Consider the following 26145-nt stretch of genomic DNA (forward strand, 5'->3'; position numbering starts at 1 on the left):
CGGCGCCGCCCCGTAGGGTGCTCTGGTGCCTGAGCCCGACACCTCCACCAGCCGAGTCGCGACCGTGCTGGCCAAGGCGGTCACCGGCCTCGGCGGGCAGCAGCGCGACGGCCAGGTGCAGATGGCGACGGAGGTCGCCGACGCGATGGAGGACGGTCGCCACCTCCTCGTCCAGGCCGGCACCGGCACCGGCAAGTCGCTGGGCTACCTCGTCCCGGCGATGCTCCACGACAAGCGCGTCGTGGTGGCCACCGCGACCCTCGCCCTCCAGCACCAGCTCGTCGAGCGCGACCTGCCCCGACTGGTCGAGGCGGTCAAGGACGTGCCCGGGCTCGACACGTCGTACGCCGTCCTGAAGGGGCGATCGAACTACGCGTGCCTGCACCGCATCCGGGCCGGCGTCCCCGACGACCAGGGCACCCTGGTCGACGTGCCCATGGGCTCCATGGCCGAGAAGGTCCTCGAGCTGCGGGCGTGGGCCGAGGAGGAGTCGGAGCAGAAGGCCAGCGGCGAGCGCGACAACGCTCCGCGCCACACCGATCGTGAGTGGCGCCAGGTCTCGGTCAGCCACCGGGAGTGCCTCGGTGCCGCGAAGTGCCCGTTCGGCGCGGAGTGCTTCGCCGAGCTCGCGCGCGAAAAGGCGCAGCGCAGCCACCTGATCGTCACCAACCACTCGCTCCTCGCGATCGACGCGATCGAGGAGGTGCCGATGATCCCCGACTACGACACCGTGGTCATCGACGAGGCGCACGAGCTCACCGCACGCGTCACCCAGGCTGCGACCGACGAGCTCGCAGCCGCCGACATCGAGCGCGCCGCCCGCCGCTCGAGCCGCTGGACCGCCGACGCGGACGGCGACCCGGCGGGTGACCTCGAGGACGCCGCCCAGCAGCTGGCCGAGGCCTTCGAGGCGACCCCGCCCGGGCGGATCGACCAGGTGTCGCAGCAGCTGTCCGACGCACTGGTCCTCGTCCGCGACGCCGCGCGCGCCTGCCTGTCGGCGTACCCGCGCGAGTCCGGCGGCGGTGGTGGCGAGGGCGACGCCGGTCGCACCCAGGCCAAGGGCATGGTGCAGGAGGTCTTCGTCAACGCCGAGCGGATGGCTGCGGGTTCGCAGGCCGACGTGCTGTGGCTCGGCGAGGCGCGCGACCGGTTACCTGCGCGGCTGCACGTCGCGCCCCTGCAGGTATGGGGCCCGATGCGCGACAAGCTGCTCACCGACAAGACGGTCGTCTTCACCAGCGCCACGCTGATGCTCGGTGGCGAGTTCGGCGCCGTCGCCACCTCGCTCGGTCTCAAGCCCACCGAGCGAATCGGCCACCAGGTCGCCACCACCGACGCCGAGGACGCGCTGCCGTGGAAGGGCATCGACGTCGGCTCGCCGTTCGACTACGGCCAGCAGTCCATCCTCTACGTCGCCCGCCACCTGCCTCAGCCCGGCCGCGACGGCCTCGGGCAGGCGCAGCTCGACGAGATCTGCGAGCTCGTCGACGCCCTCGAGGGCCGCACGCTCGGCCTGTTCTCGTCCCGCCGCGCGGCCGAGACCGCCGCCGAGGCCGTGCGCGCGCGGCTGCCGCACCTCACCACGCTCGCGCAGGGCGACGCCCAGCTCCCGGAGCTCGCCAAGCAGTTCGTCGAGGACCCGCACACCTGCCTGTTCGGCACGCTGTCGCTCTGGCAGGGACTCGACGTCCCCGGCGACACCTGCCAGCTCGTGATCATCGACCGGATCCCGTTCCCACGGCCCGACGACCCGCTGATGTCGGCGCGCCAGAAGGCTGCCGACCAAGCCGGCGGCAACGGCTTCATGCAGGTCGCCGCGACCCATGCTGCGCTGCTGATGGCGCAGGGTGCCGGCCGCCTGATCCGCACGACCACCGACCGCGGCATCGTCGCCGTCCTCGATCCGCGACTGGAGACCGCCCGCTACGGCCGGTTCCTCAAGGCGTCGCTGCCGCCGATGTGGTCGACCACCGACCCGGCGCTCGTCCGCCAGGCGCTGAAGAGGCTGGGTCAGGCGACCAGCGCGTAGACCACCACGCCGATGACCACCAGGATGCCGGCGAGGATCAGGTAGAGGGCGGGCCCGCCCGAGCTCACCTCCGTGATCGCGGACGAGGTCGTGGGCTCGTACGACGACCGCGCGGGCGCCGCCTGCGGCTGCGGGGTGGGTGCCGGCTGCGGCACCTCGGGCGCGGGCTCGGGCGCGGGAGGCGCCTGCTCGGGAGCTGCTCCACCCGACTCCCGGCGCGCGGTCTCCGCGGCGGCGAGGTCCAGCCAGCTGTCGACCTCGCCGATGTCGTACCCCTGCCGCAGCCGCACCGGGGTGAACCGCAGGTCCATGATGTGCTCGGCGCCGAACCGCTGCTCGGGAAGCTCGAGGTTGTCGAAGATCAGGTCGATGGCCTGGTCGACCTCTCCCATGTCGTACCCCTCGCGGAGGGAGGTCGTGCTGAAGGTGGGGCGGTCGAGTGCCATGTCGGTCCTCCGTCAGGCCTGGTCGGGTGAGTAGCCGAAGAGCTGGTAGTCGCGGCGGTACATCTGCGTCACCAGCGCGCGCAGCTCGGCGGAGACCTGCTGGTCGCGGCCGCCGGGCGCGGTCTGGTTCTTCGGCGCGCTCGGCACGGCGGGCGCCCCGATCCGCTCGCACACCTCGGCGAAGTCGCGGTCGAAGGTCTCGAGGCGGCCGATGAAGTCGACGCGGTTGAGGTCGATCATCCGGCTCTGGAGGGTCAGGTGCTGGTCGGTGCCGGGCACGGCGGCCAGGTCGTGCGTCGCGGTCCACGCGGCGAACTCCTCGACCACCTGCATCCGCGCGTGGGTCGCGGGGTCGAAGTCGTAGTAGTTGTTGTCCACGACCTTGTCGTGCCACGCCGACACGAATCGGTCGAGCGGGTCGCGGACGAATGCGAACGTGAAGTAGTCGGCGTACGACGCCAGCGGGTAGCGGATCCGCATCGCGTGGTCGACGTCGAGCACCACGCCGTTGCTCTCGCAGTGGTGCCGGATCGTGCGGGTCGCGACCTTGGCCACGCGGTACCAGACGAACCGGTGGCCGTGGCTGATCGTGAGGTTGTACGCCAGCGGGCTCAGCCAACCGGACTTCTCGCCCGCGGCGGCGAGCCGGTCGAGCTCCGCCTCTCCGGGCGGCGTCAGCCGGCGCCGGTTGCCGGGGCGGGTACGGAAGAGCTCGGGATCGGGGCGTGACATCGCCGCGAGGCTAGCCGAAGGCGATCCGCCCCCGCAGCGACTCCGGGTCGGCGACCGGTGCGTCCTTCGTCTCCGCGATCAGCTCGCGCGCCTGGTCGACGCTGTCCCACACGTTCCAGAGCAGCACCCCGCGCACGTGCCCGGACTTCAGGTAGTAGACGACGCCGGTGCCGATCTCGCCGTCCTTCCAGTCCTCGATCAGGTCGAGGTCGCTCCTCGTCTCGCCGACGGCCTCGTAGCCGCGGTCGAGGATGTCGGACCAGAAGAAGGGCGTGTAGTCGTAGGTCTCGTCGCTGCCGGCCATCGCCTTGCCCGCGGCTTCGCCCGACTTCTCGGCGTGGTCGACGTGCTCGACGCGGCGCCGGCCCAGGAGCGCGTCCGGGTACGACGCCACGTCGCCCGCGGCGTACACGTCATCGGCGCTGGTGCGCAGGTGCTCGTCGACCACGATGCCGTTGTCGACCTCGAGGCCCGCTGCCTCGGCGAGCCCGGTCCGGGGGAGCACGCCCACGCCGACGACCGCGCCGTCGGCGGTGATGTCGGTGCCGTCGTCGAGGCGGATGCGGACACCGCCGTCCTGCTCCTGCCCGCCCTCGACGGAGCCGTGCACGATCGTCACGCCCCGGTCGGCGAAGTCCTTGCTGAGGGTAGCGGCCAGTGCGCGCGGGAACATCGCCTCCTGCACGTCCTCGACGTCCAGCACGAGCGTGACGGTGACGCCGTTCTGCACGAGCGCAGAGGTGATCTCCGAGCCGATGTAGCCGCCCCCGACGACCACGACGTGGCTGCCCTCCGTGGCGACCGCGCGCAGCCGGTCGTAGTCGGCGGCGGTCCGGTAGTAGACGACACGGGGGCCGGGGTCGATGCCGAGCACGCGCGGCTCGGCGCCGGTGGCGAGCAAGAGCTTGCCGTATCCCACCGTCGTACCGTCCGCGAGGCGTACGACGTGCGCACCCGGGTCGATCTCAGTCACGGTCGTGTCGGTGACCAGGTCGACGGCGTCGTCCTCGTCGAGGTCGCCGGACAGGTCGGAGTCGGCCAAGGTCTTGTCGTCGCTGAGCCAGAGGTCCTTGGAGAGGTCCGGACGGTAGAGCGGCTTCGCGGGCTCCGACCCGAGGACCGCGATCGTGCCGCCCTCGTCCTGGGACCTGATCCCCTTCACCGCGCTCGCGGCCGTGACCCCTGCTCCGACGATGACGTAGTCGTAGGACTCCTTGACGGTGCTCATGTGGCCATCGTGTCCCGCAGGTGAGGACCTTTCAACGCCCTCGCGGGTGGGCGTCAGAGGCTGCGCAGCACCGCGGTCACGACACCCAGGATCGTGGCGTTGTCGCCGGGGATCGGGTCGTACGCCGAGTTGTGCGGGAGCAGCCAGACGTGGCCGTCCTTGCGCTGGAAGGTCTTCACCGTGGCCTCTCCGTCGATCATCGCGGCGACGATCTGGCCGTTCTCGGCCGTCTGCTCCTGACGGATAACGACGTAGTCGCCGTTGCAGATGGCCGCGTCGACCATCGAGTCACCCGAGACCTCGAGCAGGAAGAGCGTGCCGTCGCCGACGAGCTGCTTGGGGAGCGGGAAGACGTCGGTGACCTGCTCCTCGGCGAGGATCGGGCCACCGGCGGCGATCCGGCCGACGACCGGGATGTTGACCGCGGTGGGGGCGACGTCGCCGATGCCGGTCTCGTCGACGCTCGAGTCGTCGCCGCTGGAGATGGAGCGGCGTGCTGCCATCACCTCGGGCAGGAAGACCTCGAGGGCGCGCGGCCGGTTCGGGTCACGCTTGAGGAAGCCCTTGCTCTCGAGCACGCGCAGCTGGTGGGCGACGCTGGAGGAGGAGGTCAGGCCGACGGCCTGGCCGATCTCGCGCATGGACGGCGGGTAGCCCTTGGACTCGATCGAGTCCTTGATCGTGGCGAGCACACGCTGCTGGCGCGGGGTCAGGCCCGTGGCGTCCGGGGGACCGTCCGGCATCTCGATGACGTTCTTGTCCGCTGACTTGGCCATCTCTGGAACCTCTCGACGCGTGGCGGTACGGGCTGCTGTCCGTGCACCGTAGCCCGGATCGCACCACAGGATCAAACACCTGTTCGAACCTGCGTGTCGCGCTGTCCGCGCGGGCGACACGCCGAACATTTGTTCGACCGGAGTCTTGCATCGTTCGAACACGTGCTCTAACGTCGTACACATGTTCGATCGAACGTCTGATCGACGCCCACCCGCTGTCGGTGGCTGTCACTAGACATTCCTCGTCATCACACGACCCGGCTGATCTTCCCCAGGAGGCCACACCATGAGCACCCTCAGCCTTGCACCTGTCTTCACCACCAACACCGTCTCTGCCGCTCGCCCGCGCTCGTCCGTGCGATTGACGCGTCGTGGCCGGATGGTCGTCTTCCTGATCTCGCTGTTCCTGGTCCTCGGCGTGGCGATCATGCTCGCCGGTGGCGCCGTCGGCACCGACTCGGCCGGCCAGCCCGCGCCGACCGAGATCGTCCAGGTGGCCCCCGGTGACACCCTGTGGGGGATCGCCAGCGACCTCGCCACCGACGGTGACGTCCGCGGGATGATGACCGAGATCGAGCGGCTCAACGCCCTCGAGTCCGCCAGCCTCGCGGCTGGCCAGAAGCTCCGCGTCCCAGTCGTCTCCGACTGACGCGAAGGCCTCCATCAGCCGCTTCGACCCCGGCTGGTGGACCAAGGGGAAGGCGAGGGGCGGGCCATCGGCCCGCCCCTCGGCGCATTTCGGGGTCTTCGGTGTGGCCGGGTGCTCGTCCACAGGCTTTGCCTTCGCTCTGGTTCGAGAGCCGCCGTCATGGGTAACTTGACTGCGTCCACGCTCTCGGGAAGGCCGTCTCATGCACGTACGCCGCGCACTCGCGCTCGCCGTTCTCGCGCCCCTGCTCCTGGTCGGGTGCTCCGACGACCCCGAGCCGAAGCCCCAGATGCCGGAGACCTCGACCGCGACTCCCACCGAGGAGCCGACCGAGACCGAGACGCCCGAGGTCGAGAGTGCCGAGGACTTCATCCGGCGCTGGGTGAAGGCGGGCGACGAGATGCAGGTGACCGGCGATACGGCCGAGTACGACGCGATGACGCCGAACTGCAAGGCATGTCAGGGCTTCGTTGAGAGCGTGGAGCAGGTCTACGCGGCCGGCGGGAGTGCACAGTTCGCCGGCACCACCGTGACAAAGATCCGGCGCTACGCGGCCAAGCCGCCGACCTACGATGTGTCACAAGACGTCGCGGAGACCGTGATCAAGCACGGTGACACTGGCAAGACCGAGACATATCCGGCCGGAAGCACTCGGATTCGGGTGATCTTGAAGACGACGCAGTCAGGGTGGCTAGTCACGTACTTCGGGATCCTGTGATGCCGGACAGTCAACGAGTCGCCGGACTTCTAGCGGTCCTTGCAATAGTCGCCAGTGCGCTGGTCGCCCTGGTCGCGGCTCCCGCGCAAGCCGGCAGCTGCGTGGGCGTGGGATGGTCGCAAGTTTCGGCCGACTGCGCGTGGACCTATGCCGAGTACACCGAGAGCTCGTCGGCTGGCGACGGCCACACGTGGGTCGTCACGATCCAGTGCGGCAACGGTGGGATCTGCGCCGAGCACGTCGAGTGTGTCGAGAACGGCGAGGAGGGCTTCGTCCACGACGTCTACATGGACGGCACGGATGTGGGCGACGTGTGCGTCCCCGAGAGCCAGATCCAGGAGGTCGACGTCGCCGCGCTGGCGATCCGTGCCTTCAAGAACTACGACTGGCCGGCGTCAGCCCTCGTCGTCCAACCCCCGGGCGGCAAGACGCTGGTCAACCTCGAGACGAACTTCTACACGACCGACAACCAGGTCATCACCCGCTCGGTCACCGTCGCCGGCAGGAACGTGACGCTCCGCGCCACCCCGACGTATACCTTCCACTTCGGCGACGACTCGAGCACGACGACGGCGAGCCCGGGCCGGCCGCACCCCGACCTCGACGTGACCCACACCTACGCCAGCACGGGCGACGTGGTCGTCAGCCTCGACACCACCTACTCCGGCGAGTTCCGGATCGGCGACGGCGACTGGCAGGCGATCCCCGACACCCTGACCGTCGCCGGCCCCGGCTTCGACCTCCAGGTCGTCGAGGCGCTGCCGCAGCTCGTGATCCGCTGATCGCGCGGAGTGCGGTCGTGGTGACGCGGATGCCGCGTCACCAGCACCGCACTAGCGAGCGGCGCGCTTCCCGCCGACCGGGCGAGGTGCGGCCGGCGCGGAGCCGGGGGAGCCGGGGGAGCCGGAGGATTCGGGCGCGGCCGTGATCCCCAGGGCGCGCATCATCCGGGCGAGGAGCAGCAGGCCGACGAAGAGGCAGGCGATCGCACCGAGGCAGGCCAGGGCCATGAAGCCCCAGGCGCCCGAGCTGCCCCCGCGGGCCGCCGTACCGAAGTCGATGGCGGCGTACACGAGGTAGCCCCAGGCCACGACGCAGAGCGTGATCGCGGCCCCGAGGAGGAGGGCGGTCCGGTTCAGTGTCCGGGGCTGGCGAGTGCCGCGCCTCGACCCTGCTCGCTTCCCCGTGGACACGGGGATCATTGTGACTGATGTGACCCGAGGGGGACACCCGAACCGCGCAGGGCCGGCGAACATCCGGTCGTTCGAGCAGGGGTCGACACGCCCCTCGGCGCGGCGTTCCGACGACATATCCGCAGGTCAGGCGCATGCCCCGAAACAGATCGGTCGAGGTTCCGCATTCGCTTGCCAAGCGTTGTGGTCGGGGCGTACGGTTACCACTACATCTAGTAGTTACACCGCTGTAGTTATCCACATCTGGTGCACAGGCTAGAGGCCGAAGCGCACAGCTTGAGGCTAGTTGTCCACAGGAACATCCCCAAGCTGCACCCTGTTATGAGGGTGTATGAAGCGCGCCCTGACGACGCGAGAGGAGGACCACCATGCACTGTCCCTACTGCAAGAACGAGGACACCAAGGTCCTCGACTCGCGTGTCGCCGACGACGGCGGTTCGATCCGCCGCCGCCGGACGTGCTCGGCGTGCGACCGCCGGTTCACCACGGTCGAGAAGATGCAGCTCACGGTGCTCAAGCGCTCCGGCGCGACCGAGCCCTTCAACCGCGACAAGGCGATCGCCGGCGTCCGCAAGGCCTGCAAGGGCCGCCCGGTCACCGACGCCCAGCTCGCCTGCCTCGGCCAGGACGTCGAGGACGCCCTGCGCCTGAGCGGCCAGGCCGAGTTCGACGCGAACGACGTCGGCCTGGCGATCCTGGCGCCGCTGCGCGCGCTCGACGAGGTGGCGTACCTCCGCTTCGCAAGCGTCTACCGCGCCTTCGAGTCGGCCGACGACTTCGACGCCGAGATCAAGATGCTGCGGCTCGAACGCGCCGCAGCAGACGATCAGCCCGCCACGACGGGCTGACCCACAGACGGCCCGGCAGGTAGTGGGGAAGCTGCCTGCCGGGCCTACCAACGCCGCGGACGACATCCGCACGCACATGCAGGACATCAGCACCACCACACCACGAGGGAACGAGGAGCCCGAATGACCGAGACGGCGAGCGCCCGTAGCAAGCGAGCGACGAAGGGCAAGGGTCTGACGCTGGAGCGCGTCTTCAGCACCGAGGGCACCCACCCCTACGACGAGATCACCTGGGAGCGCCGCGACGTCGTCCAGACCAACTGGAAGACCGGCGAGACCGTCTTCGAGCAGCGCGGTGTGGAGTACCCCGACACCTGGTCGGTCAACGCCTCCACGATCGTCACCACCAAGTACTTCCGCGGCGCGGTCGGCACCGACGTCCGCGAGTGGAGCCTCAAGCAGCTCATCGACCGCATCGTGACGACGTACACGAAGGCCGGCGTCGACCACGGCTACTTCGCCACCCCCGGTGACGCCGAGATCTTCGAGCACGAGCTCACCTGGCTCCTGGTCAACCAGTACTTCTCGTTCAACAGCCCCGTGTGGTTCAACGTCGGCACCGCCTCGCCGCAGCAGGTCTCGGCCTGCTTCATCCTCTCGGTGGACGACTCGATGGACTCGATCCTCAACTGGTACAAGGAGGAGGGCTTCATCTTCAAGGGCGGCTCCGGTGCCGGCCTCAACCTCTCCCGCATCCGCTCGTCCAAGGAGCTGCTCAGCTCCGGTGGTACGGCGTCGGGTCCCGTCTCCTTCATGCGCGGCGCCGACGCCTCCGCGGGCACCATCAAGTCGGGCGGCGCGACGCGTCGTGCGGCCAAGATGGTCGTCCTCGACGTCGACCACCCGGACATCGAGGAGTTCGTGATGACGAAGGCGAAGGAGGAGGACAAGATCCGCGCCCTCCGCGACGCCGGGTTCGACATGGACCTCGGCGGCGCCGACATCACCTCGGTCCAGTACCAGAACGCCAACAACTCCGTCCGCGTGACCGACGAGTTCATGCGCGCCGTCGAGGACGGCACCGAGTTCGGCCTCCGCTCGCGCGGCACCGGCGAGGTCATCGAGACCGTCGACGCCCGCGACCTGTTCCGCAAGATCAGCGAGGCCGCCTGGGCCTGCGCCGACCCGGGCCTGCAGTACGACGACACGATCAACGACTGGCACACCAACCCCGAGACCGGCCGCATCACCGCGTCCAACCCGTGCTCGGAGTACATGTCGCTCGACAACTCCTCGTGCAACCTGGCCTCGCTGAACCTGCTGAAGTTCCTCAAGGACGACGACACCTTCGACGCCGCCCTGTTCGCCAAGGCCGTCGAGTTCATCATCACCGCGATGGACATCTCGATCTGCTTCGCCGACTTCCCGACCGAGCCGATCGGCCAGACCACCCGCGACTACCGCCAGCTCGGCATCGGCTACGCCAACCTCGGCGCGCTGCTCATGGCCATGGGCCTGGGCTACGACTCCGAGGGTGGCCGCTCGATGGCTGCCGCGATCACGTCCCTCATGACCGGTACGTCCTACAAGCGCAGCGCGGAGCTCGCCGGGATCGTCGGCCCGTACGCCGGCTACGCCCGCAACGCCGAGGCCCACAAGCGCGTGATGCGCAAGCACCAGGCGGCCAACGACGTCGTCCGCGTGCTGCACACCGAGGACGGCCGCACCCACAAGCTCGCCACGCAGGCGTGGGCCGACGTGGTCAAGCTCGGGGACAAGTTCGGCTTCCGCAACGCGCAGGCCTCCGTGCTCGCGCCGACCGGCACCATCGGCTTCATGATGGACTGCGACACGACCGGCATCGAGCCCGACTTCTCGCTGGTGAAGTTCAAGAAGCTCGTCGGCGGCGGCTCCATGCAGATCGTCAACCAGACGATCCCGCGGGCCCTGAAGAAGATGGGCTACCAGGAGGAGCAGATCGAGGCGATCGTCGCCTTCATCGCCGAGCACGGCCACGTCATCGACGCTCCCGGCCTCAAGCTCGAGCACTACGAGGTCTTCGACACCGCGATGGGCGCCCGCTCGCTCAAGCCGATGGGCCACGTGAGGATGATGGCCGCCGCTCAGCCGTTCCTCTCCGGTGCGATCTCCAAGACGGTCAACCTCCCCGAGACCGCCACGGTCGAGGAGATCGAGGACGTCTACATGCAGTCCTGGAAGCTCGGCCTCAAGGCGACGGCCGTCTACCGCGACAACTGCAAGGTCGGCCAGCCTCTGTCCGACGGTGGCGGCAAGGCCAAGAAGGACGAGGCCGACAAGGCTGCGGCCGACGCGGCCGTCGAGACCAAGGTCGTGGAGAAGGTCGTCTACGCCCCGGTCCGCAAGCGCCTGCCGAAGTCGCGCGTCTCCCGCACGACGTCGTTCACCGTCGGCGGTGCCGAGGGTTACATGACCTCCGGCGCCCACGACGACGGCCAGCTCGGCGAGGTCTTCCTCAAGCTCGGCAAGCAGGGCTCGACCCTGGCCGGCGTGATGGACGCCTTCTCGATCGCGGTGTCGATCGGCCTGCAGTACGGCGTCCCGCTGGAGACCTACGTCTCGAAGTTCACCAACCTGCGCTTCGAGCCTGCCGGCCTCACCGACGACCCCGACGTGCGGATGTCGCAGTCGATCATGGACTACATCTTCCGCCGCCTGGCCCTGGACTACCTGTCCTTCGACGAGCGCTCGGCTCTCGGCATCTACTCCGCCGACGAGCGCCAGCGCCACCTCGAGACCGGCTCCTACGAGCCGCTCGTGGAGGAGACCGGCAACGCCTCCGAGCTCGTCGAGGCGCCTGCCGCTCCGGTCGTGGCCGAGGTCGTCGAGGTCGAGGACGTCGTCGAGGCCACCGCCAAGCCGGTCCCCGGTGGTGCCAAGACCACCGCCGAGCTGTTCGAGCAGCTCACCGGTACAGCCGTCGACTCGCCGCTCTGCATGACGTGTGGGACCAAGATGCGTCCCGCTGGTTCGTGCTACGTGTGCGAGGGCTGCGGGTCCACCAGCGGCTGCAGCTGATCTGACACGTGGTGGGCTGGTCGCGGCGTGTCTCGTCGCTTCAGCCCACCAATGTCAGTGGGCCTGTCTAACCTGGGCCTGTGGGGTCGTCGAACGCTTTGAAAGGGCATCACCGTGGTCACCAAGACTGTCAGTCCGATCGATCGGAATCCCGACCCCGCCTTTCGCTTCATCGACCTCTTCGCGGGAATCGGCGGCTGTCGGCTCGGTTTCGAGCGGGCTGGTGGCGAGTGTGTGTTTACGTCTGAGTGGGACCGATTCGCTCGTCAGACTTACGAGACCAACTACCCAACGGACGAGGGCAGTGACCATGTCTTCGCTGGTGACATCCGCGAGATCGTGGCGTCCGAGGTTCCTGACCACGACGTGCTCGTTGGCGGCTTCCCGTGCCAGCCGTTCAGCATCGCTGGTGTGTCGAAGAAGAACGCTCTCGGGCGACCGCACGGCTTCCAGGACCCCACGCAGGGGACGCTGTTCTTCGACGTCGCGCGCATCATCGCCGAGAAGCGTCCGCGGGCGTTCGTGCTGGAGAACGTCCGTAACCTCGTGTCGCACGACAAGGGCAATACGTTCAAGGTGATCCGGGCCAAGCTTGAGGATGAGCTCGGCTACGAGTTCCATCCGATGGTGATCGACGCCAGCGCAGTCGTGCCGCAGGGACGTCGCCGCATCTTTATGGTCGGTTTCGACAAGTCGGCGTTCCCGGGTGGCTCGGGCTTCTCGTTCAAGGACTTGGTGCTCGAAGGTCCCCACGGGCCGAACCCGAGCATGGAGGCCGTGCTGCACAGCGACGACGGCACCGAAGATGTCGTGCCCGACAAGTACACCCTTACCCCGAGGCTGTGGGAGTACCTGCAGAATTACAAGAAGAAGCACAGCGCCGCCGGCAACGGCTTTGGGTTCGGGCTCGTGACCCGGAACGATGTCGCTCGGACCCTTTCAGCGCGCTATTACAAGGACGGCTCGGAGATCCTTATTGATCAGGGACCGGACTTGCGGCCGCGTCGTCTCACGCCGCGTGAGTGCGCGCGCCTTATGGGGTTCCCGGACTCCTTTGAGATTCCGGTGAGTGACACGCAGGCCTACAAGCAGTTCGGCAATAGTGTCGTGGTGCCAGTAGTCGAGGCTGTTGCCACACTTGTGGCGGCCGTACTGGACGCCCAGCGAGGCGAGGTCGCCGCCGCGGGTTAGCCTCGCTACATGCCGGACATCGTGTCGCGCGAGGTCCGCAGCCGCATGATGTCTGGAATCCGCGGCAAGGACACCAAGCCTGAGGTCGTCCTCCGCAAGGCTTTGCACCGCCGGGGTTTCCGGTACAAGCTCCACGATCGGAACCTGCCGGGTAGGCCCGACCTCGTGCTCCCCGCGCGTCATGCGGTTGTGCTCGTGAACGGATGCTTCTGGCATGCCCATGAAGGGTGTCCCTACTTCAAACTCCCCGCCACGCGGCCCGAGTTCTGGCGCGACAAACTGATGGCTAACCGCGAGCGGGATCGGCGCAACTTAAGTCTGCTTCAGGATGCAGGCTGGCGAGTCGCGGTCGTGTGGGAGTGCGCGACGCGGAAGGATTTCGACTCGACGGTTGATCAGCTCGAGGGCTGGTTGAGGGGAACGAGCCAGAGAGTCGACGTGGCGTGGCTGCAAGCGCAAGGCTAGAGGACTACTTCGACGGAGCTGCAGGGAAGTACCTCAGCAGTGTCGAGACGGATCCCACCAAGTCAAACCAGCATGAATTCAATGGTGTCGCGCCACTGATCGAGCTGCTTGACGTGCCGCCAGCTAACGGAGGCCGCAGGTTCGCGACCTCCTACGTCTATCTAGAGGACGACAACGATCCGCTCGTGGTCGACAGCACCTCAACCTGGTACGACGCCCGCGAAGCGCACCCGATTCGCACCGAGTACCGCTTCTACTATCCCGCTGGCATCGAAGTCATGACTCGGGCGAAGTCCGGCGACTTCCTGGTCATCGCGAAGACGCGGTCAGATCCGCAACGCGACCTGTTGGTGATCGTGGCCGCTGGGGGTTCAACCCTTGCGCAGCAGGTGGAGGTCCTGTTCGGGCTGGAGCCCGCTGATCGATTCGATGTTGAGACCGCTCCGTCTGGCGTCGACCTGAACTTCACGTCGCGAGCACTTCTGGAAGCCCTCGGTTATGAGGTTGAGCTCTCTGACGAGAACTTTCTCGATGTCCTTGTCGAACGATTCGGGATGACCTTCCCTCAGACCAAGGTGTTCTCTGCCTTCGCGAGAGAGACCTTGCCGGCCGTGGACTCGCGCGTTGATCCTGACGCGGCCCTCCTCGGGTGGTGGGAGCGCGAGGAGATCCTGTTCCGCACCTTTGAACGGCACGTGCTCTCCGAGAAGATCGCCGAAGCGGCGACCGACGTCGATCAGGTACTCAAGCTCGCCATGAGCGCCTTCCAGCGCCGCAAGTCGCGCGCGGGTCACGCGCTCGAGAACCATGTAGCTGCAGTCCTTGAGGCATGGGAGATCTCGTTCGATGCGCAACCCAGGACAGAGGGCAACGTGCGTCCGGACTTCCTCGTCCCGGGCGAAGTCCCGTACCGCGACAACACCTATGACGAGGCGCGTCTTCGCATGCTCGCGGTCAAGTCGACCTGCAAGGACCGATGGCGTCAGATCCTGAGTGAAGCCGCTCGAATCCCGCACAAGCATCTACTGACGTTAGAGGCGCCGATCAGTGAAAGCCAGACGACAGAGATGGCCGATAGCAACGTGACGCTTGTTGTACCGGCCAACCTCCATGGCGCATATCTGCCGTCACAGACCGTGTGGACTGTGGCGCAGATGTTGGAGGACTTTCAGGCTGTCACTGCGGGAGGCTCGTGACCGCGGCACGGGTGCGACATGTGATCGGTGCCGCTGCGGTCATCTGTCCGTGCAGCAGTCCGCAGTATCGAGCGAGTATCAATCCCGTGTAGCGCTCGGGTGAGTCGCTGTTCTCCTGCGTGTGTCGGACGGCTGATCTACATTCATCCCCGTACCGGAAGCGTGACTATGGGGGAACAGTGCACGGTTGGAAGGCTAGCTCGGCAGGTCTGGCATGGGTAGTAGACGAGCAGACGCGGGTGTGCCTGAACGTGTACGCCGAGGATGCGTCACGGGTGCGGCAGGACGCGAACAATGAGCGCCGCATCGCCCAAGGCGGCTACTCGTCGCGACAGTTCGAAGAACTGCTTCAGAACGCCACGGACGCCGCCGCCAAGGGGGGAGGTCGCGTCGAGGTCTACCTGAGCGACACGACTCTTTACGTAGCCAACGACGGCGAGCCATTCACTGAGCGAGGCATTCGATCAGTCCTGGCTTCCGACATCTCCGCCAAGGACGACGACCAGATCGGCAAGTTCGGAATCGGCTTCAAGTCGATCCTGGCGGTGTCGGACACGCCCAAGGTCTTCAGTCGCACAGTCTCCTTCGGATTTGATCGTGCGTGGTCGACCGAGATGCTCCAGAGCCGTGGGTACGACGAGGACCACTATCCGGTGATGCGTCTTGCGCGTGTCCTGGATCCGCAGGGGGACGGCGCGCATGCAGATCCCGTACTGGCAGAACTCATGGATTGGGCGTCCACCGTGGTGGTAGCCACGCTGAACACGGACGTGACGCCTCTGGCGTCCCGACTCGCACAGTTTCCTTCTGAGTTTGTTCTGTTCTCCCCGCATCTCAAGACGGTTCGGATGCGAAGTAACGTGACCGGGCCTGACGGTCAGCCGTCCATCATGGCGGGAGACCGCACCGTCGAGCGGCGGGACCGTGGTGACGGCTTCGTTACCGTCACCTCGGGGACGGCATCGACCACGTGGTCGCTCGTCACGAAGAAGGTGGCGGTATCGCGAGCCGCCTACGCCGAGGCGGGCCATGTTGCCGCGCGACAGTCCGTAGAGGTGCAGTACGCCGTCCAGTTCCCGCCGTCGAAGAATGACGGTGCCTTCTGGGCCTACTTCCCGACCGAAACGAAGACGACGTTGTCAGGCATCGTGAATGCGCCGTGGAAGCTGAGCGACGACCGCCGTCACCTCCTGGACAGCAGCTTCAACAGGGAACTGCTCGAGGTCCTCCCACAGTTGGTCGGTTCGGCCCTGATCCGTTTCGGGGGCACGGACCAGGCGGTGAGCATCCTGGACGCGCTGCCGTCCCGTGGTGGCGAGCTCGGCGCCAAGGAGGCACGCAACTGGGCTGACGAGGAGATCAACGGGCCCATCTTCAGCCACATGAGGGAGGTCGCGTGTGTGCCGAACGCCGCGGGCGACCTGCGAAAGCCGAAGGAACTCCAGTGGGTCGGGAATATGGGCGCCAGCGGCTGGCTGGACAGGTGGGCCGCGACCCGCTCAGCGCCGTTGGACCATTGGGTTGCAGGTGCCGCGTACTCACCCGAAGAACGACGACTCAAGGTTTCGCGTCTGATGGGAGCAGGTGCTGTCATCGAGGACAGTGCAGCGGGACTCTCTGAATGGCTCGAGGCGCTGATCGCACACGAAACGGTGGATGAGTCGGCAGACGCGATCCTCTTGGCCGAGTACGTCTTCGCCGATGACGCAGGTATCGAGGAGTTCACCAGACGGAGACGAGGCCAAGACCCCAAGGCGCTGCAGTACGGGGTCCAGGCCCAGGTGCGGGCAGCAAAGATCGTGCGCCTCGAGGACGGATCGTTCAGCGCGCCTGCCAAGGGACGCGTCTTCGTCCGCGTGGCGGGAGATGACAGCTCCGACGTCGCGTTCGTTGATCCCGACCTCGCCAAGCGTCCGGGAATCCCGGATGCACTGGGTGTCTTGGGAGTGAAGCTCATGGACCTCAGCGGCGAACTGCGGAAGCTGCTGCACCGGTGGCATGCCAGCGCGAAGAGCCCGGCCGATGCTGCGATCTGGAGTGATATCTGGCGGGTGATGCGCGAACTTTCGCCAAGGAGTATCGACGAAATCCTCCAAGAGGACCTCCCGGGCGAGTTCGTCAGGTCGGTGCGTGTCAGGTCCGCCAAGGGACAGTGGGTGAGGGTCTGCGACGCCTTCGTCGGTGGGCGGCTAGTACCCGTCGACGGGAGTCGCGACCCGGGTTTCCTGATCGACCCAAAGTTCCACGCGTCCGACGACGAGCTGCTTCAACACTTCGGCGCGGTGGAGGTTCCGCTGAATCGAAATGGCACGCTCAGCGAGCCGTGGTTCGAGGAGTGGGAGGCGATGGCTCGTCGGGCCTTCGTGGACAACACAAGGTTCGTCGACCCCAAAAAGGCCGAGATCGCCATGCCCGCAAGCGTGACATGGCCGCTTCAGCCAGTCACGCTCATGAGCGCAGAGGCCAAACGGATCGTGACCGACCTACTGCTCCGGCGCACGTTGCCACAGCCTGTGCGGGTGGCAAACCGCGGGGAGTCTGTCACTGTGGTGGGCCCGGAGACCTTCTTCCTCTGGCATAACGCACACTTCGCGACTTCGCACGGAACCCTTCGCCCATCGGACACCGTGATCCCGCTGGAGGGCGTCAAGGCCGAGGTGTTCCCGGTCGTGGACATCGCGTCGAATGCTGCGTCACTGCTCGGCGTCAAGGCATCACTCGAGGAACTTGGCGCGGGTACGTGGCGGCGGATGAAGCAGGTTGTCGATACCTGGCGGTCACCGGAGCGGGACGCGGACCGTTCCCACTTCTACGCGTGGAGCCTGTATCACGGTCCGGCCGACCTTCTCACGACCTCGCCGCCGGTGGTGGCCGTCGGCAACAGCAGGCAACCCGTGGAGGTGCAAAACGTCGGCGTCACCAGTTCGTCCACCACCTACGACTCGCTTCTCGACGCGGGTATCCCTGCCCTGCTTGTGGAGGACTCCGCGGATCTCGACGAGTTCGTCCGTCTACATGGGATGCCCCTCGGCGACGACCTGCTCCAAGAGGAGGTAGTGGTCGAACCGTCAGGTGAGTTGGTCCACCTGACCGATGAGTTCCCACCGCTTAAGGTCCGCCTGCAGAATGCGGACCAAGATCTGAAGCTGCAGCCGGCAAGCCGTATCGAACGCATGACGGCGACGCCCAAGGGACAGGTAGCCAAGCGGCTGCCATTCCGTCGGGAAGCCGGCACACTCTTCGTGACCGGCGAGACGGCGCGCGATCGCCTCGCACAGGTCTCCGAAGCGCTGGGGCTTGGCCTCGGACGAGAAGGCGTAGACCAGGTGCTCGCCTCGATGGCAAGGGCCGAGACTGACAAGCTCCGTACGCAGGTGAAGCGCTGCAAGGACGACAACGAGAGGCTCGTTCTGGCGGCCGGCGCGGAGGCGCTGCGACGTGCAGTTCCCGCGCAAGCACTCGCCGTTCTCGAGCAAGCAACTGGTGAGGCCTCGCCCGCGCAGGTGGCAGCTCTCGCCCGAGCGGTCCACGGTGTCGGAATCCTGAAGGTGCTCCGTCCTGCGCTTGACGACAACGGACTGCTCCCACCCCGCGAGTGGACAGGGCGTCGGCCGACCCGTCAATGGGTGGACGCATTGGGCTTTCCTGCCGACTGGGCCGGGTTCCCCGGCAGCCAACGAGCCGCTGTGGAGATGATTGACGGACCGGCAGTGCTAAGTCCACTGCACGACTATCAGGAGTTTGTCACCGAGCGAATCGAAGGCCTTCTGCGCGGGGTCGGACCAGACCGCGGGATGGTCTCGCTGCCGACAGGGGCAGGCAAGACGCGAGTTACCGTGGAAGCCATCGTCCGAGCCGTGGCCCTGGAGCTGGTCGCTCCAGACAAGCCTTTGGTGTGGATCGCGCAGACGGACGAGTTGTGCGAGCAGGCGGCTGAGACCTGGACGTACGTCTGGCGCGCCATCGGACCTCAGGTTCCCATGCGTCTGGGTCGGCTGTGGGGCAGCAACGAGGTGCCGGAAGAGCCGGGTACCTTCCAGCTGGTGATCGCCACCGTCGACAAGCTGTCGTCCCTGCAGAAGCGTGGGGAGGAGTACGAATGGCTGCGCGACCCATCCATCGTGGTCATCGATGAGGCGCACACGTCAATCGCGTCCTCCTATACCCAGGTACTGGACTGGATGGGGCGTGGCGGTCGAGGTCGCGACAGGGACGTCCGACGTCCGCTGCTCGGTCTGACGGCCACGCCGTTCCGGGGCACCTCGGAGGGGGACACAGACCGGCTCGTGGGTCGGTACGACGGCAATCGGCTCGACCGGGGCGCCTTCCGCAAGGAGGACCCTTACGAAGAGCTTCAAGACATGGGGGTGCTCGCACAGGTGCGCCACGAAGTGCTCGACGGAGTCAACGTCACTCTCAGCGAGCAGGACAAGGCCGACATCGAGAAGACGCGGAAGCTGCCGTCGACAATCTCCGAGCAACTGGGGTCAGACCTCGAGCGAACGAAGCGAGTGGTGGACCACATCGCTTCGTTGCCGGTTGACTGGACGGTGATCGCCTTCGCCCCGTCGGTAGAGAACGCGCGTGTACTGGCGGCGCTACTGGCCGAGCGTGGAGTTCCCGCGGTGTCCGTGTCCGGGGACACCGAGCCTGCGGTGCGCCGTCACTACGTCGAGGAGTTCAAGGCCGGGCGCATCAGGGTGATCACTAACTACAACGTCCTCACCCAGGGCTTCGACGCTCCTCAGGTGCGAGCGGTGTACGTCGCCAGACCCACATTCAGCCCGAACGTCTACCAACAGATGATCGGGCGTGGGCTCAGGGGTCCGCTTAATGGCGGGTCCGAAGAGGTTCTCATCGTCAACGTGGAGGACAACTTCGATCAGTACGGCGACTTGCTGGCGTTCAACGAGTTCGAGTACCTCTGGACGAAGCGTTGAGCAGTGTCGGCCTCGACGACGACCAGTTGAGCGTGGCCACTTGTGACCCATCGGAACGGCAGGTCGTCATTGCTGGGCCTGGGGCAGGGAAGACTCACGTTGTTGCCCGTCTGGTGGAGAACCTGATCATCGACGAGGGCGTCGACCCGGTGAACGGACTGCTGGTGCTGAGCTTCTCCAACGCTGCTGTGCACGCTGTCCACGCTCGGCTTAAGGCACACGATGTCCCGCCCGTTCAGGTGCGGACTATCGATTCCTTGGCTGGCCTGATCCTGCGTCGGTATGCGGAGGATGACGCGACAAGCTCGTCCTTCGAGGCACGCGTCGCTCGCGCAACAGATCTACTCAGAACTGGCGAATGGGATGACGGCGAGGACATCGAGCATGTCGTGGTCGACGAGGTGCAGGACGTAGTGGGCGTGCGAGCCGATTTCGTGTTGGCGCTTCTCGCATCAATTCCGAAGGAAGCTGGGATGACCCTCCTAGGCGACCCCGCGCAGGCGATCTATGATTTTCAGCTAGCGGAGGAAGGCGGAGGAACCCCCTCGTCCGAGTTGCTCGACCAAGTACGGGCCGACGGAGCCCGGACAGTGTTTCTGCGAGGCCAGTACCGCGCGCGGAGCCGTGACGCGGTCGCCGCGGCTGGCCTCCGCACGTCGGGCGCCGACACAGCAGATCCCAATGACGTCGAGGACTTCTGGAATGAAGTGATTCCGCTTGGCAGCGCCGGTGAGGCGTGGGACGTGCTGGCAACCCGGTCGGGAACCAAGGCCTTCCTGACGGGGACGAACGGGCACGCACTGCTGGTGGCGTCGGCGCTGCGCGATATGGGGCTGAAGGTGACCCTGCATCGAGGCGCACAGCAGCAGTGCTTGGCGGCCTGGATAGCACTTGTCTTCGCCTCGCCCGCAGCCTCGCTGGCTCGGGATGAGTTCCGGGATCTGCTGAGCCACATCGCCCCCGAAGTGGATACGGCCGTCGCTTGGCAAGCGCTTAGGTCCGTCGTATCAGGGCGTGGCACGGAGATCGACAAGGTTGCTCTGGCTTCGTCGCTCCGAGCACGGTTCAGCTTCGCCCCGGAACTCCTCTCCATCCCCGACGCAGATGTGGTGGTGTCGACGGTGCACCGAGCCAAGGGTTTGGAGTTCGACCACGTCGCCTTGGTGGAGGATCTATCGCCGGGCCAATCCCGCACGGCCGAGATGGAGTCGAGGGGACGGTTCGTTGCGCTAACCCGGGCGAGGGATCTGCTTCTGAGAGTGCCCGGACCCTCCGATCGCATGGTTCGGCTACACAAGCCGCCTCCACCAGCGGGGGCACGGTGGATCCGCGGAGGTCCGCAGAAGTGGCAGACGTTGGCATTCGAGATGCGCATGGGTGACATCGATGGAGATGTCGACGGCGATCTCGGTGTGACAGGGGCCGCCGGAATGCTGGACGTGAAGTACCTCGTCGGGAGGTCCGCTCGCCTGACGCCTGATCCTGTCCTCTCCACTTTGGAGCGACCCATCTACAGGGTGGAGATCGACGGTCAGTCCGTCAGCGTGACGACCGAGGCATTCGGGACCGACCTTGTGAGCCGCATCGGAGGGCTAGAGAGGCGACGCCGCGGTTGGCCAACTCTTACCAATGCCTACATCGAGGATGTGGCCACGTTTGCGGACGAATCCCTCAGGTTCCGGCTCGTACCGGTGCTGTCCGGACTTGCCGACATCGAATGGAGCGACAGCGGCGGTGAATGACATTTCTGCGTGGTACTACGCGCGTCGGATGATGGTCGAGGCGCTGGTGGCGGATCTCCAGGGCACGCATGAGCACGAGCTGATCGACGAAGCGCCATTGAGACGGTTCCTTGTTGGCGTGCTCTACCCAAGGGGCACCTCGGCCGAACCGCAACCCGACTCGACGCTGGGTGACGACACTGATCAGGACGCCGGAACCGAGGTGGACGCTGCCTACGACCCGGGTGTTTCGTTTGCCCACACGCGTCGGCCATCGACCATTGGTCTGACCACCTCGGTCAGTGCCGTTACCCCGGTGATCAACGTGACGGTGCAGGCCGATCGTTACGAGCGGGTGTCTGAAGAACCTGCGAGCAATTCGTGGAGCAGGATTTCATTCGGACCCGTTGAGGTGGACCTCACCCTTGCGGTCACCGGGTCCGGGCAGTCCGTCCTGGGACAAGGCCTTGTGTTGCGCTATGTGGTCCGACCGGTGAAGGACGGGCGTCGAAGTGTGACGATCGTGCTGCTCAACGACTTGTCAGAGCCCTTGCAGGGAGCACCCGACGGTGCTTGCTGGTTCCGGCCCTCGCTCGTCGTTTCCACGCCGGATGGCGAGTTCGTGGACCGGCGTCCCAGCCCGAGCGCCGAATTCATGGACGAGGACGAGATGAGTAGCGCGCTGCTACACCGCCGCCAGCGGAACCTCGCTGTAGGTCACGGCGTCGCTGTCGAATGGGAGGAAGGGCTCGTGGTCCGTCAATTGACGACCACATTCTTCCCCCAACACGACCTGCCTTTGGCCGATGCCAGCCGTGCTGATGTGCCGTCGCTGGATATGCAGACGCTGGCCTCCGGCGACAGAACCCTCCTGTACGCATTGGTCGAAACCTACGAAGCGTGGATCCACGACCGCAGCATCGACCTGAAGTCTCTCGACGGAGCCCACCTAGACACAGCGGGGAGGCATCTCCGAGAAGCTCAGGCAGCCGCTCGAAGGATGCGGCGAGGCATCTCGCTCCTCGAGAGCGATGCGATGGTCGCTCGTGCGTTCGCGGCCATGAACGAGACGATGCGTAGCCAAAGGCAACGTCAGGAGGTGCTGAGGACCGGTTCGGAGCGACACATCGACGCCGTCGTCGCAGCGTGGCGCCCGTTCCAGATGGCCTTCATCCTGATGAACATCGAAGGGGTCGTCAACCCGGCCAGCAGCGATCGCGAGATCGCGGATGTGCTGTGGTTCCCTACCGGCGGGGGGAAGACCGAGGCCTACCTCGGCCTGATCTCACTGACCTTGGTGCTTCGACGTTTGCGAGGGACCGGCAGCGATCGGCAGGGGGGCGGCGTGGGTGTCCTCATGCGCTACACCCTGCGGCTGCTGACCCTTCAACAATTCGAACGGGCTGCGGGCCTCGTCTGCGCACTTGAGGTTTGGCGGGCCGAGCAGCCGGACCTCTCGTCGAAGTCGCCCTTCACCATTGGGCTGTGGGTGGGACAAGGAGCGACGCCCAACAACGTCAGGGACGCCGGCAAGGCGCTGCGTGACAGAGCTCGCGGGCTCACCCCGGAGAATGGGGATCCCGTCCAACTGCTGCGTTGCCCATGGTGTGGGAGCAAGCTGTCTGAGGCCGCCTACGTCGCTGACAGGGCGGCCGACGAACTACGAGTTGAGTGTCCCGGGATCACCTGCCCATTCGCGGCAGGTCTGCCGGTCGCATTGGTTGACACAGACGTGTACGCGAAGAGACCGTCTTTAGTCATCGGCACCGTCGACAAGTTTGCGATGCTGGCGTGGAATGCCGATTCGAACAGCCTCTTCGGAGGAGGTACAGACGCCCCACCCGAACTGATCATCCAAGATGAGTTGCACCTGATCAGTGGACCGCTCGGTACATTGGTTGGCTTGTACGAGACCGCCGTGGACCGGCTTGCGACCGACCCGCACACGGGTGCCGCTCCCAAGGTGGTGGCGTCCACGGCAACCATTCGACGATCTGCCCAGCAGGTCCGCGCAGTGTTCAACCGGGAGTCGCGACAGTTCCCGCCACCCGGAATCGAAGCAGGGGATTCCTTCTTTGCCGTCGATGCGTCATCGGCGACGAAGGGCACCCGGCAATACGTCGGCGTGATGGCACCAGGCGCGAGCCACGCGACCCTCACGGTTCGTGCCTATGCAGCTCTCCTTCAAGCAGGAGCTGGGATGGACGTGTCAGACGAGGTCCGGGATGCTTACTGGACGCTGCTCGGCTACTTCGGCAGCCTAAGGGTTCTAGGAGCGGCCTACATCGCAACCATCGACGACGTCCGGGACCGCATCAAGGTCGTCGCATCGCGGCTGGGGCAGTCTGAGCGCAAGACGCGAGATCCGCGAGAGCTGACGTCACGGAAGAAAGCAAGCGAAATTCCCGTCGAGCTCGATGCCCTGCAGACTTCCTATCCATCTACCGAATCTCCGGACACTGTGCTGGCGACGAACATGATCTCTGTCGGCCTGGATGTCGACCGACTTGGCCTCATGGTCGTCTCCGGGCAACCCCAGACGACGTCGGAATACATTCAAGCGACTAGCCGAGTAGGGCGTCGCTACCCCGGTTTGGTGATTACCCTGTTCAATGCTGGCCGCTCTAGGGACCTCTCCCATTTTGAGTCATTCACCACGTATCACCGTTCGATCTACCAGCAGGTTGAGGCAACCGGTGCCACGCCTTTCGCTCCCAGAGCCCTGGACCGTGGGCTGCACGGCGTGGTTGTAGTCCTCCTCCGGCACCTGCTTACCGGCGCACGGCCGGATTCAGCAGCGGGCATGGTCGACGAGGTGAGTCGCTCAGATCTGGACGATGCCTTGGCTTGCGTCTTGGAGCGCGTCCGCAGTATCGCGCCCGAGCAGGAGGACGAGGTGCTGCAAGCCATCGACGCTCTGGTGGACCACTGGCGGGATGCGGTTGCCGATGGATACGTGTCGAAGTACGCAGGGTGGAGATCGCCGGAAGCGGCGCTGATGGTCCCGGCAGGCGCCCAAATGCAAGGTGCGGACAACGAACCGTTGGTGGAAATCTTCCCACCCAGCCGGCCCGCCTGGCCGACCCTGACGAGCCTCAGGAATGTCGACAGCGAGAGCACACTGCGTTTGGTTAACGTGAGACGAGAGGCCCGCACGCCATGAAGCCCGAGGACACACGAGTGCGGCAGAGCCAATTGGTATCCACTTTCGGGGTCGGCGCAATCTTCCCATCGGGCGATCACAGCTACCTGATCTGTGGCCTTGATGAGTGGGACGACCGGAGGTGCACCCCGATCGAGGAGCCGCGGCTCGCGCGGTCGTTGGGAGTCTCCCTGTTCAGGGCGCCCTCCACGGGCGCGCGACGCGGAGACGTCCCTGTTGTCCGCTTTCCTGAATTCCAGTACTGCCCGGAGTGCCGCCGCTTGGCGCGTTTCTGGGAGTTCGATGCCCAGAAAATGCAGTGCCAGAAATGCATCCGCGAACTAACCCCGTCACGTTTCGTGGCCTGTTGCGAGAACGGACATCTTGAGGAGTTCCCGTACTTCCAATGGGTTCACCGCCGCGTGGAGGGGGCCGTCACTTGGGACGAGTCCGCCGAGCACTCCCTGCGCTTGGAGACTCGCGGGACATCTTCTTCCTTGGGGGACATCGTGATCAGGTGTTCCTGTGGAGTTCCGCCGAGTGACCTCGAAGGTGCGTTCGGGCGCAACGCAGTCGCCATGGTCAAGGGCTGCTCCGGCCGGCGTCCGTGGTTGCCCGGCTCTGAGCCTGAAGCCTGCGACAAGAACCTTCGTGCCCTGCAGCGCGGTTCCGCAAACGTGTGGTTCGCGTCTTTGCGATCCAGCATTTCGATCCCACCGTGGTCTAGTCCGAGTGCGCGCCTCGTAACCAAGCTCTGGGACTCGTTTGAGGTGCTCGACGATGCGGCAGTGCGCACCGTTGTAGAAGCGCAGGCAGCGAAAAATCGTGACATAGATGTCGAAGGCGCCATGGCACTAGTGGCCCAACGGCGGGGTGTTGTGGCAGGCCCTCCGCCCACCGAGGCGGAACTCCGTGCAGAGGAGTACCAAGCGCTGGTCGACGGCAACAACGGCGGTCGACAAGATTCGTTCCAGTGCATAGCCGTGGACGTGTCCCCGAGTCTGTCGGGGGTTCTGACGCAAGTCTCAAAGGTCACGCGCCTACGAGAGGTCAGGGCTCTGAGTGGCTTCTCAAGGGTGACTCCGGTTGCCCCGGAACAAGGGCCTGCAGCCGGGCTTAGCCTGCGCCGCCACGACTGGTTGCCGGCCGTCGAGATCTTTGGCGAAGGCGTCTTCGTGCGGCTGGATGAGCCGCTCATCGCTGCTTGGGAGTCGGAAGACGAAGCCATCGAGCGTCGCACGGTACTTGACGCCGCACTCGGAGCCAGGAACAGCGACAGCGGTGCGTCGTCCTTGGAAACGCCCACCACCCGCTTTCTCGCGGTGCACACCCTCGCACATGCGGTCCTCAAAGAACTCAGCCTCGATGCTGGGTACCCCGTGGGTGCGCTGCGGGAACGCATCTATGCCGAGAAGGAGCAGGCTGGCTTTCTCGTATACACAGCTTCTTCGGACGCAGCCGGGAGCCTCGGCGGACTTGCCGCCTTGGCGGACGGAGAGCGCTTCGCCGAGATCCTGCGGACGGCTGTCACAAGGGCGCGCTGGTGTTCGAACGACCCCGTGTGTTCGGAGTCGGGCCCCTCAGGAAGCGACGGGTTGAATCTGGCCGCGTGCCACGCATGTCTGCTGCTGCCAGAGACGAGCTGCGAACACCGCAATATCTTCCTAGACCGTGTGGCGCTCGTGGGCGTGGATGGAGAAGTCGCGGCTGGAATGCTGCGCGGGATGTAGCGCCGTCGCCTCATGTGAGCTCACAAGAGGGGAAGGCTTGAACACCAGAACCTGTTTGCCCGAGGACGTCGACTGGACATCCGGACCCTGAAGCCGGCGCAGTGGCGAAGATCCCCAGCGTGGTCCTGGGCCGGGGTCCGT

18 protein-coding genes are annotated in these 26145 nt (G+C 66.1%); 13 read left to right on the top strand and 5 right to left on the bottom strand.

Annotated elements, in window-relative coordinates:
- Positions 1 to 25: 25 nt before the first annotated feature.
- The gene (locus EUA93_RS10720; protein ID WP_242497318.1) at positions 26 to 2032 is read left to right on the top strand and encodes an ATP-dependent DNA helicase; all 2007 of its coding nucleotides are present in this window, start codon (positions 26 to 28) and stop codon (positions 2030 to 2032) included.
- Here the strand turns inward: EUA93_RS10720 and EUA93_RS10725 are convergent.
- Genes EUA93_RS10725 through lexA form a run of 4 tightly spaced genes read right to left on the bottom strand, consistent with a single transcriptional unit; the run spans position 2014 to position 5214 of the window.
- Positions 2014 to 2478: a DivIVA domain-containing protein gene (locus EUA93_RS10725; RefSeq protein WP_242497319.1), complete on the bottom strand. Its 465-nt coding sequence runs from the start codon at positions 2476 to 2478 to the stop codon at positions 2014 to 2016. The two genes, EUA93_RS10720 and EUA93_RS10725, sit on opposite strands and share 19 nt — an antisense overlap.
- A 12-nt stretch (positions 2479 to 2490) precedes the next feature.
- On the bottom strand, positions 2491 to 3210 hold the full coding sequence (locus EUA93_RS10730; protein ID WP_129400128.1) for a sulfotransferase family protein: 720 nt from the start codon (positions 3208 to 3210) through the stop codon (positions 2491 to 2493).
- Positions 3211 to 3220: 10 nt separating this feature from the next.
- Positions 3221 to 4438: an NAD(P)/FAD-dependent oxidoreductase gene (locus EUA93_RS10735; RefSeq protein ID WP_129400129.1), complete on the bottom strand. Its 1218-nt coding sequence runs from the start codon at positions 4436 to 4438 to the stop codon at positions 3221 to 3223.
- Between the two features lie 53 nt (positions 4439 to 4491).
- Positions 4492 to 5214: a transcriptional repressor LexA gene (gene lexA / locus EUA93_RS10740; RefSeq protein ID WP_129400130.1), complete on the bottom strand. Its 723-nt coding sequence runs from the start codon at positions 5212 to 5214 to the stop codon at positions 4492 to 4494.
- 286 nt (positions 5215 to 5500) lie between these two features.
- Here lexA and EUA93_RS10745 point away from each other — a divergent pair, with 286 nt between their 5' ends.
- The 3 genes from EUA93_RS10745 to EUA93_RS10755 all read left to right on the top strand — a co-directional run bounded on the left by EUA93_RS10745 (position 5501) and on the right by EUA93_RS10755 (position 7363).
- On the top strand, positions 5501 to 5863 hold the full coding sequence (locus tag EUA93_RS10745) for a LysM peptidoglycan-binding domain-containing protein (RefSeq protein WP_129400131.1): 363 nt from the start codon (positions 5501 to 5503) through the stop codon (positions 5861 to 5863).
- Positions 5864 to 6065: 202 nt separating this feature from the next.
- The gene (locus EUA93_RS10750; RefSeq protein WP_129400132.1) at positions 6066 to 6581 is read left to right on the top strand and encodes a hypothetical protein; all 516 of its coding nucleotides are present in this window, start codon (positions 6066 to 6068) and stop codon (positions 6579 to 6581) included.
- A gap of 101 nt (positions 6582 to 6682) precedes the next feature.
- On the top strand, positions 6683 to 7363 hold the full coding sequence (locus EUA93_RS10755) for a PKD domain-containing protein (protein ID WP_129400133.1): 681 nt from the start codon (positions 6683 to 6685) through the stop codon (positions 7361 to 7363).
- A gap of 51 nt (positions 7364 to 7414) precedes the next feature.
- Here EUA93_RS10755 and EUA93_RS10760 read toward each other — a convergent pair whose 3' ends face one another.
- Positions 7415 to 7672 (bottom strand): hypothetical protein, encoded by a 258-nt coding sequence (locus EUA93_RS10760; protein ID WP_129400134.1) that lies wholly within the window; start codon positions 7670 to 7672, stop codon positions 7415 to 7417.
- 470 nt (positions 7673 to 8142) lie between these two features.
- Here EUA93_RS10760 and nrdR point away from each other — a divergent pair, with 470 nt between their 5' ends.
- The 9 genes from nrdR to drmB all read left to right on the top strand — a co-directional run bounded on the left by nrdR (position 8143) and on the right by drmB (position 26004).
- The gene (gene nrdR / locus EUA93_RS10765; protein ID WP_129400135.1) at positions 8143 to 8622 is read left to right on the top strand and encodes a transcriptional regulator NrdR; all 480 of its coding nucleotides are present in this window, start codon (positions 8143 to 8145) and stop codon (positions 8620 to 8622) included.
- 123 nt (positions 8623 to 8745) lie between these two features.
- A complete protein-coding gene (locus EUA93_RS10770; protein ID WP_129400136.1) occupies positions 8746 to 11619 on the top strand; it encodes a vitamin B12-dependent ribonucleotide reductase in 2874 nt (957 codons plus the stop codon).
- A gap of 114 nt (positions 11620 to 11733) precedes the next feature.
- Complete coding sequence (dcm, locus tag EUA93_RS10775; RefSeq protein WP_275937872.1) at positions 11734 to 12810, top strand: DNA (cytosine-5-)-methyltransferase; 1077 nt, start codon at positions 11734 to 11736, stop codon at positions 12808 to 12810.
- Positions 12811 to 12819: 9 nt separating this feature from the next.
- Positions 12820 to 13275, top strand: coding sequence for a very short patch repair endonuclease (locus tag EUA93_RS10780; RefSeq protein WP_129400138.1), 456 nt, complete (start codon positions 12820 to 12822; stop codon positions 13273 to 13275).
- On the top strand, positions 13254 to 14471 hold the full coding sequence (locus EUA93_RS10785) for a type II restriction endonuclease (RefSeq protein ID WP_129400139.1): 1218 nt from the start codon (positions 13254 to 13256) through the stop codon (positions 14469 to 14471). The genes EUA93_RS10780 and EUA93_RS10785 overlap by 22 nt, the downstream gene beginning before the upstream one ends.
- A 239-nt stretch (positions 14472 to 14710) precedes the next feature.
- Positions 14711 to 19411, top strand: coding sequence for a sacsin N-terminal ATP-binding-like domain-containing protein (locus EUA93_RS10790; protein ID WP_129400140.1), 4701 nt, complete (start codon positions 14711 to 14713; stop codon positions 19409 to 19411).
- Positions 19412 to 19437: 26 nt separating this feature from the next.
- Positions 19438 to 21153: a UvrD-helicase domain-containing protein gene (locus EUA93_RS10795; RefSeq protein ID WP_275937888.1), complete on the top strand. Its 1716-nt coding sequence runs from the start codon at positions 19438 to 19440 to the stop codon at positions 21151 to 21153.
- A gap of 28 nt (positions 21154 to 21181) precedes the next feature.
- Positions 21182 to 24295 carry a helicase-related protein gene (locus EUA93_RS10800; protein WP_165355128.1) on the top strand — a complete coding sequence of 1038 codons (3114 nt, stop codon included), beginning with the start codon at positions 21182 to 21184 and terminating at the stop codon, positions 24293 to 24295.
- Positions 24292 to 26004, top strand: a complete 1713-nt coding sequence (gene drmB / locus EUA93_RS10805; RefSeq protein ID WP_129400143.1) for a DUF1998 domain-containing protein — start codon at positions 24292 to 24294, stop codon at positions 26002 to 26004. Before EUA93_RS10800 ends, drmB begins: the two co-directional genes overlap by 4 nt.
- Positions 26005 to 26145: the final 141 nt, after the last annotated feature.

Origin of the sequence: Nocardioides oleivorans, from assembly GCF_004137255.1 — a bacterium.
GTDB lineage: Bacteria > Actinomycetota > Actinomycetes > Propionibacteriales > Nocardioidaceae > Nocardioides > Nocardioides oleivorans.

Bases quoted from the DNA above. Each gene is read 5' to 3' on its own strand.
- EUA93_RS10750 (WP_129400132.1), top strand. From the start codon at position 6,066: ATGCACGTACGCCGCGCACTCGCGCTCGCCGTTCTCGCGCCCCTGCTC.
- EUA93_RS10780 (WP_129400138.1), top strand. From the start codon at position 12,820: ATGCCGGACATCGTGTCGCGCGAGGTCCGCAGCCGCATGATGTCTGGA.
- EUA93_RS10735 (WP_129400129.1), bottom strand. From the start codon at position 4,438: ATGAGCACCGTCAAGGAGTCCTACGACTACGTCATCGTCGGAGCAGGG.
- EUA93_RS10800 (WP_165355128.1), top strand. From the start codon at position 21,182: ATGATGGTCGAGGCGCTGGTGGCGGATCTCCAGGGCACGCATGAGCAC.
- lexA (WP_129400130.1), bottom strand. From the start codon at position 5,214: ATGGCCAAGTCAGCGGACAAGAACGTCATCGAGATGCCGGACGGTCCC.
- EUA93_RS10725 (WP_242497319.1), bottom strand. From the start codon at position 2,478: ATGGCACTCGACCGCCCCACCTTCAGCACGACCTCCCTCCGCGAGGGG.
- nrdR (WP_129400135.1), top strand. From the start codon at position 8,143: ATGCACTGTCCCTACTGCAAGAACGAGGACACCAAGGTCCTCGACTCG.
- EUA93_RS10730 (WP_129400128.1), bottom strand. From the start codon at position 3,210: ATGTCACGCCCCGATCCCGAGCTCTTCCGTACCCGCCCCGGCAACCGG.
- EUA93_RS10770 (WP_129400136.1), top strand. From the start codon at position 8,746: ATGACCGAGACGGCGAGCGCCCGTAGCAAGCGAGCGACGAAGGGCAAG.
- EUA93_RS10745 (WP_129400131.1), top strand. From the start codon at position 5,501: ATGAGCACCCTCAGCCTTGCACCTGTCTTCACCACCAACACCGTCTCT.
- drmB (WP_129400143.1), top strand. From the start codon at position 24,292: ATGAAGCCCGAGGACACACGAGTGCGGCAGAGCCAATTGGTATCCACT.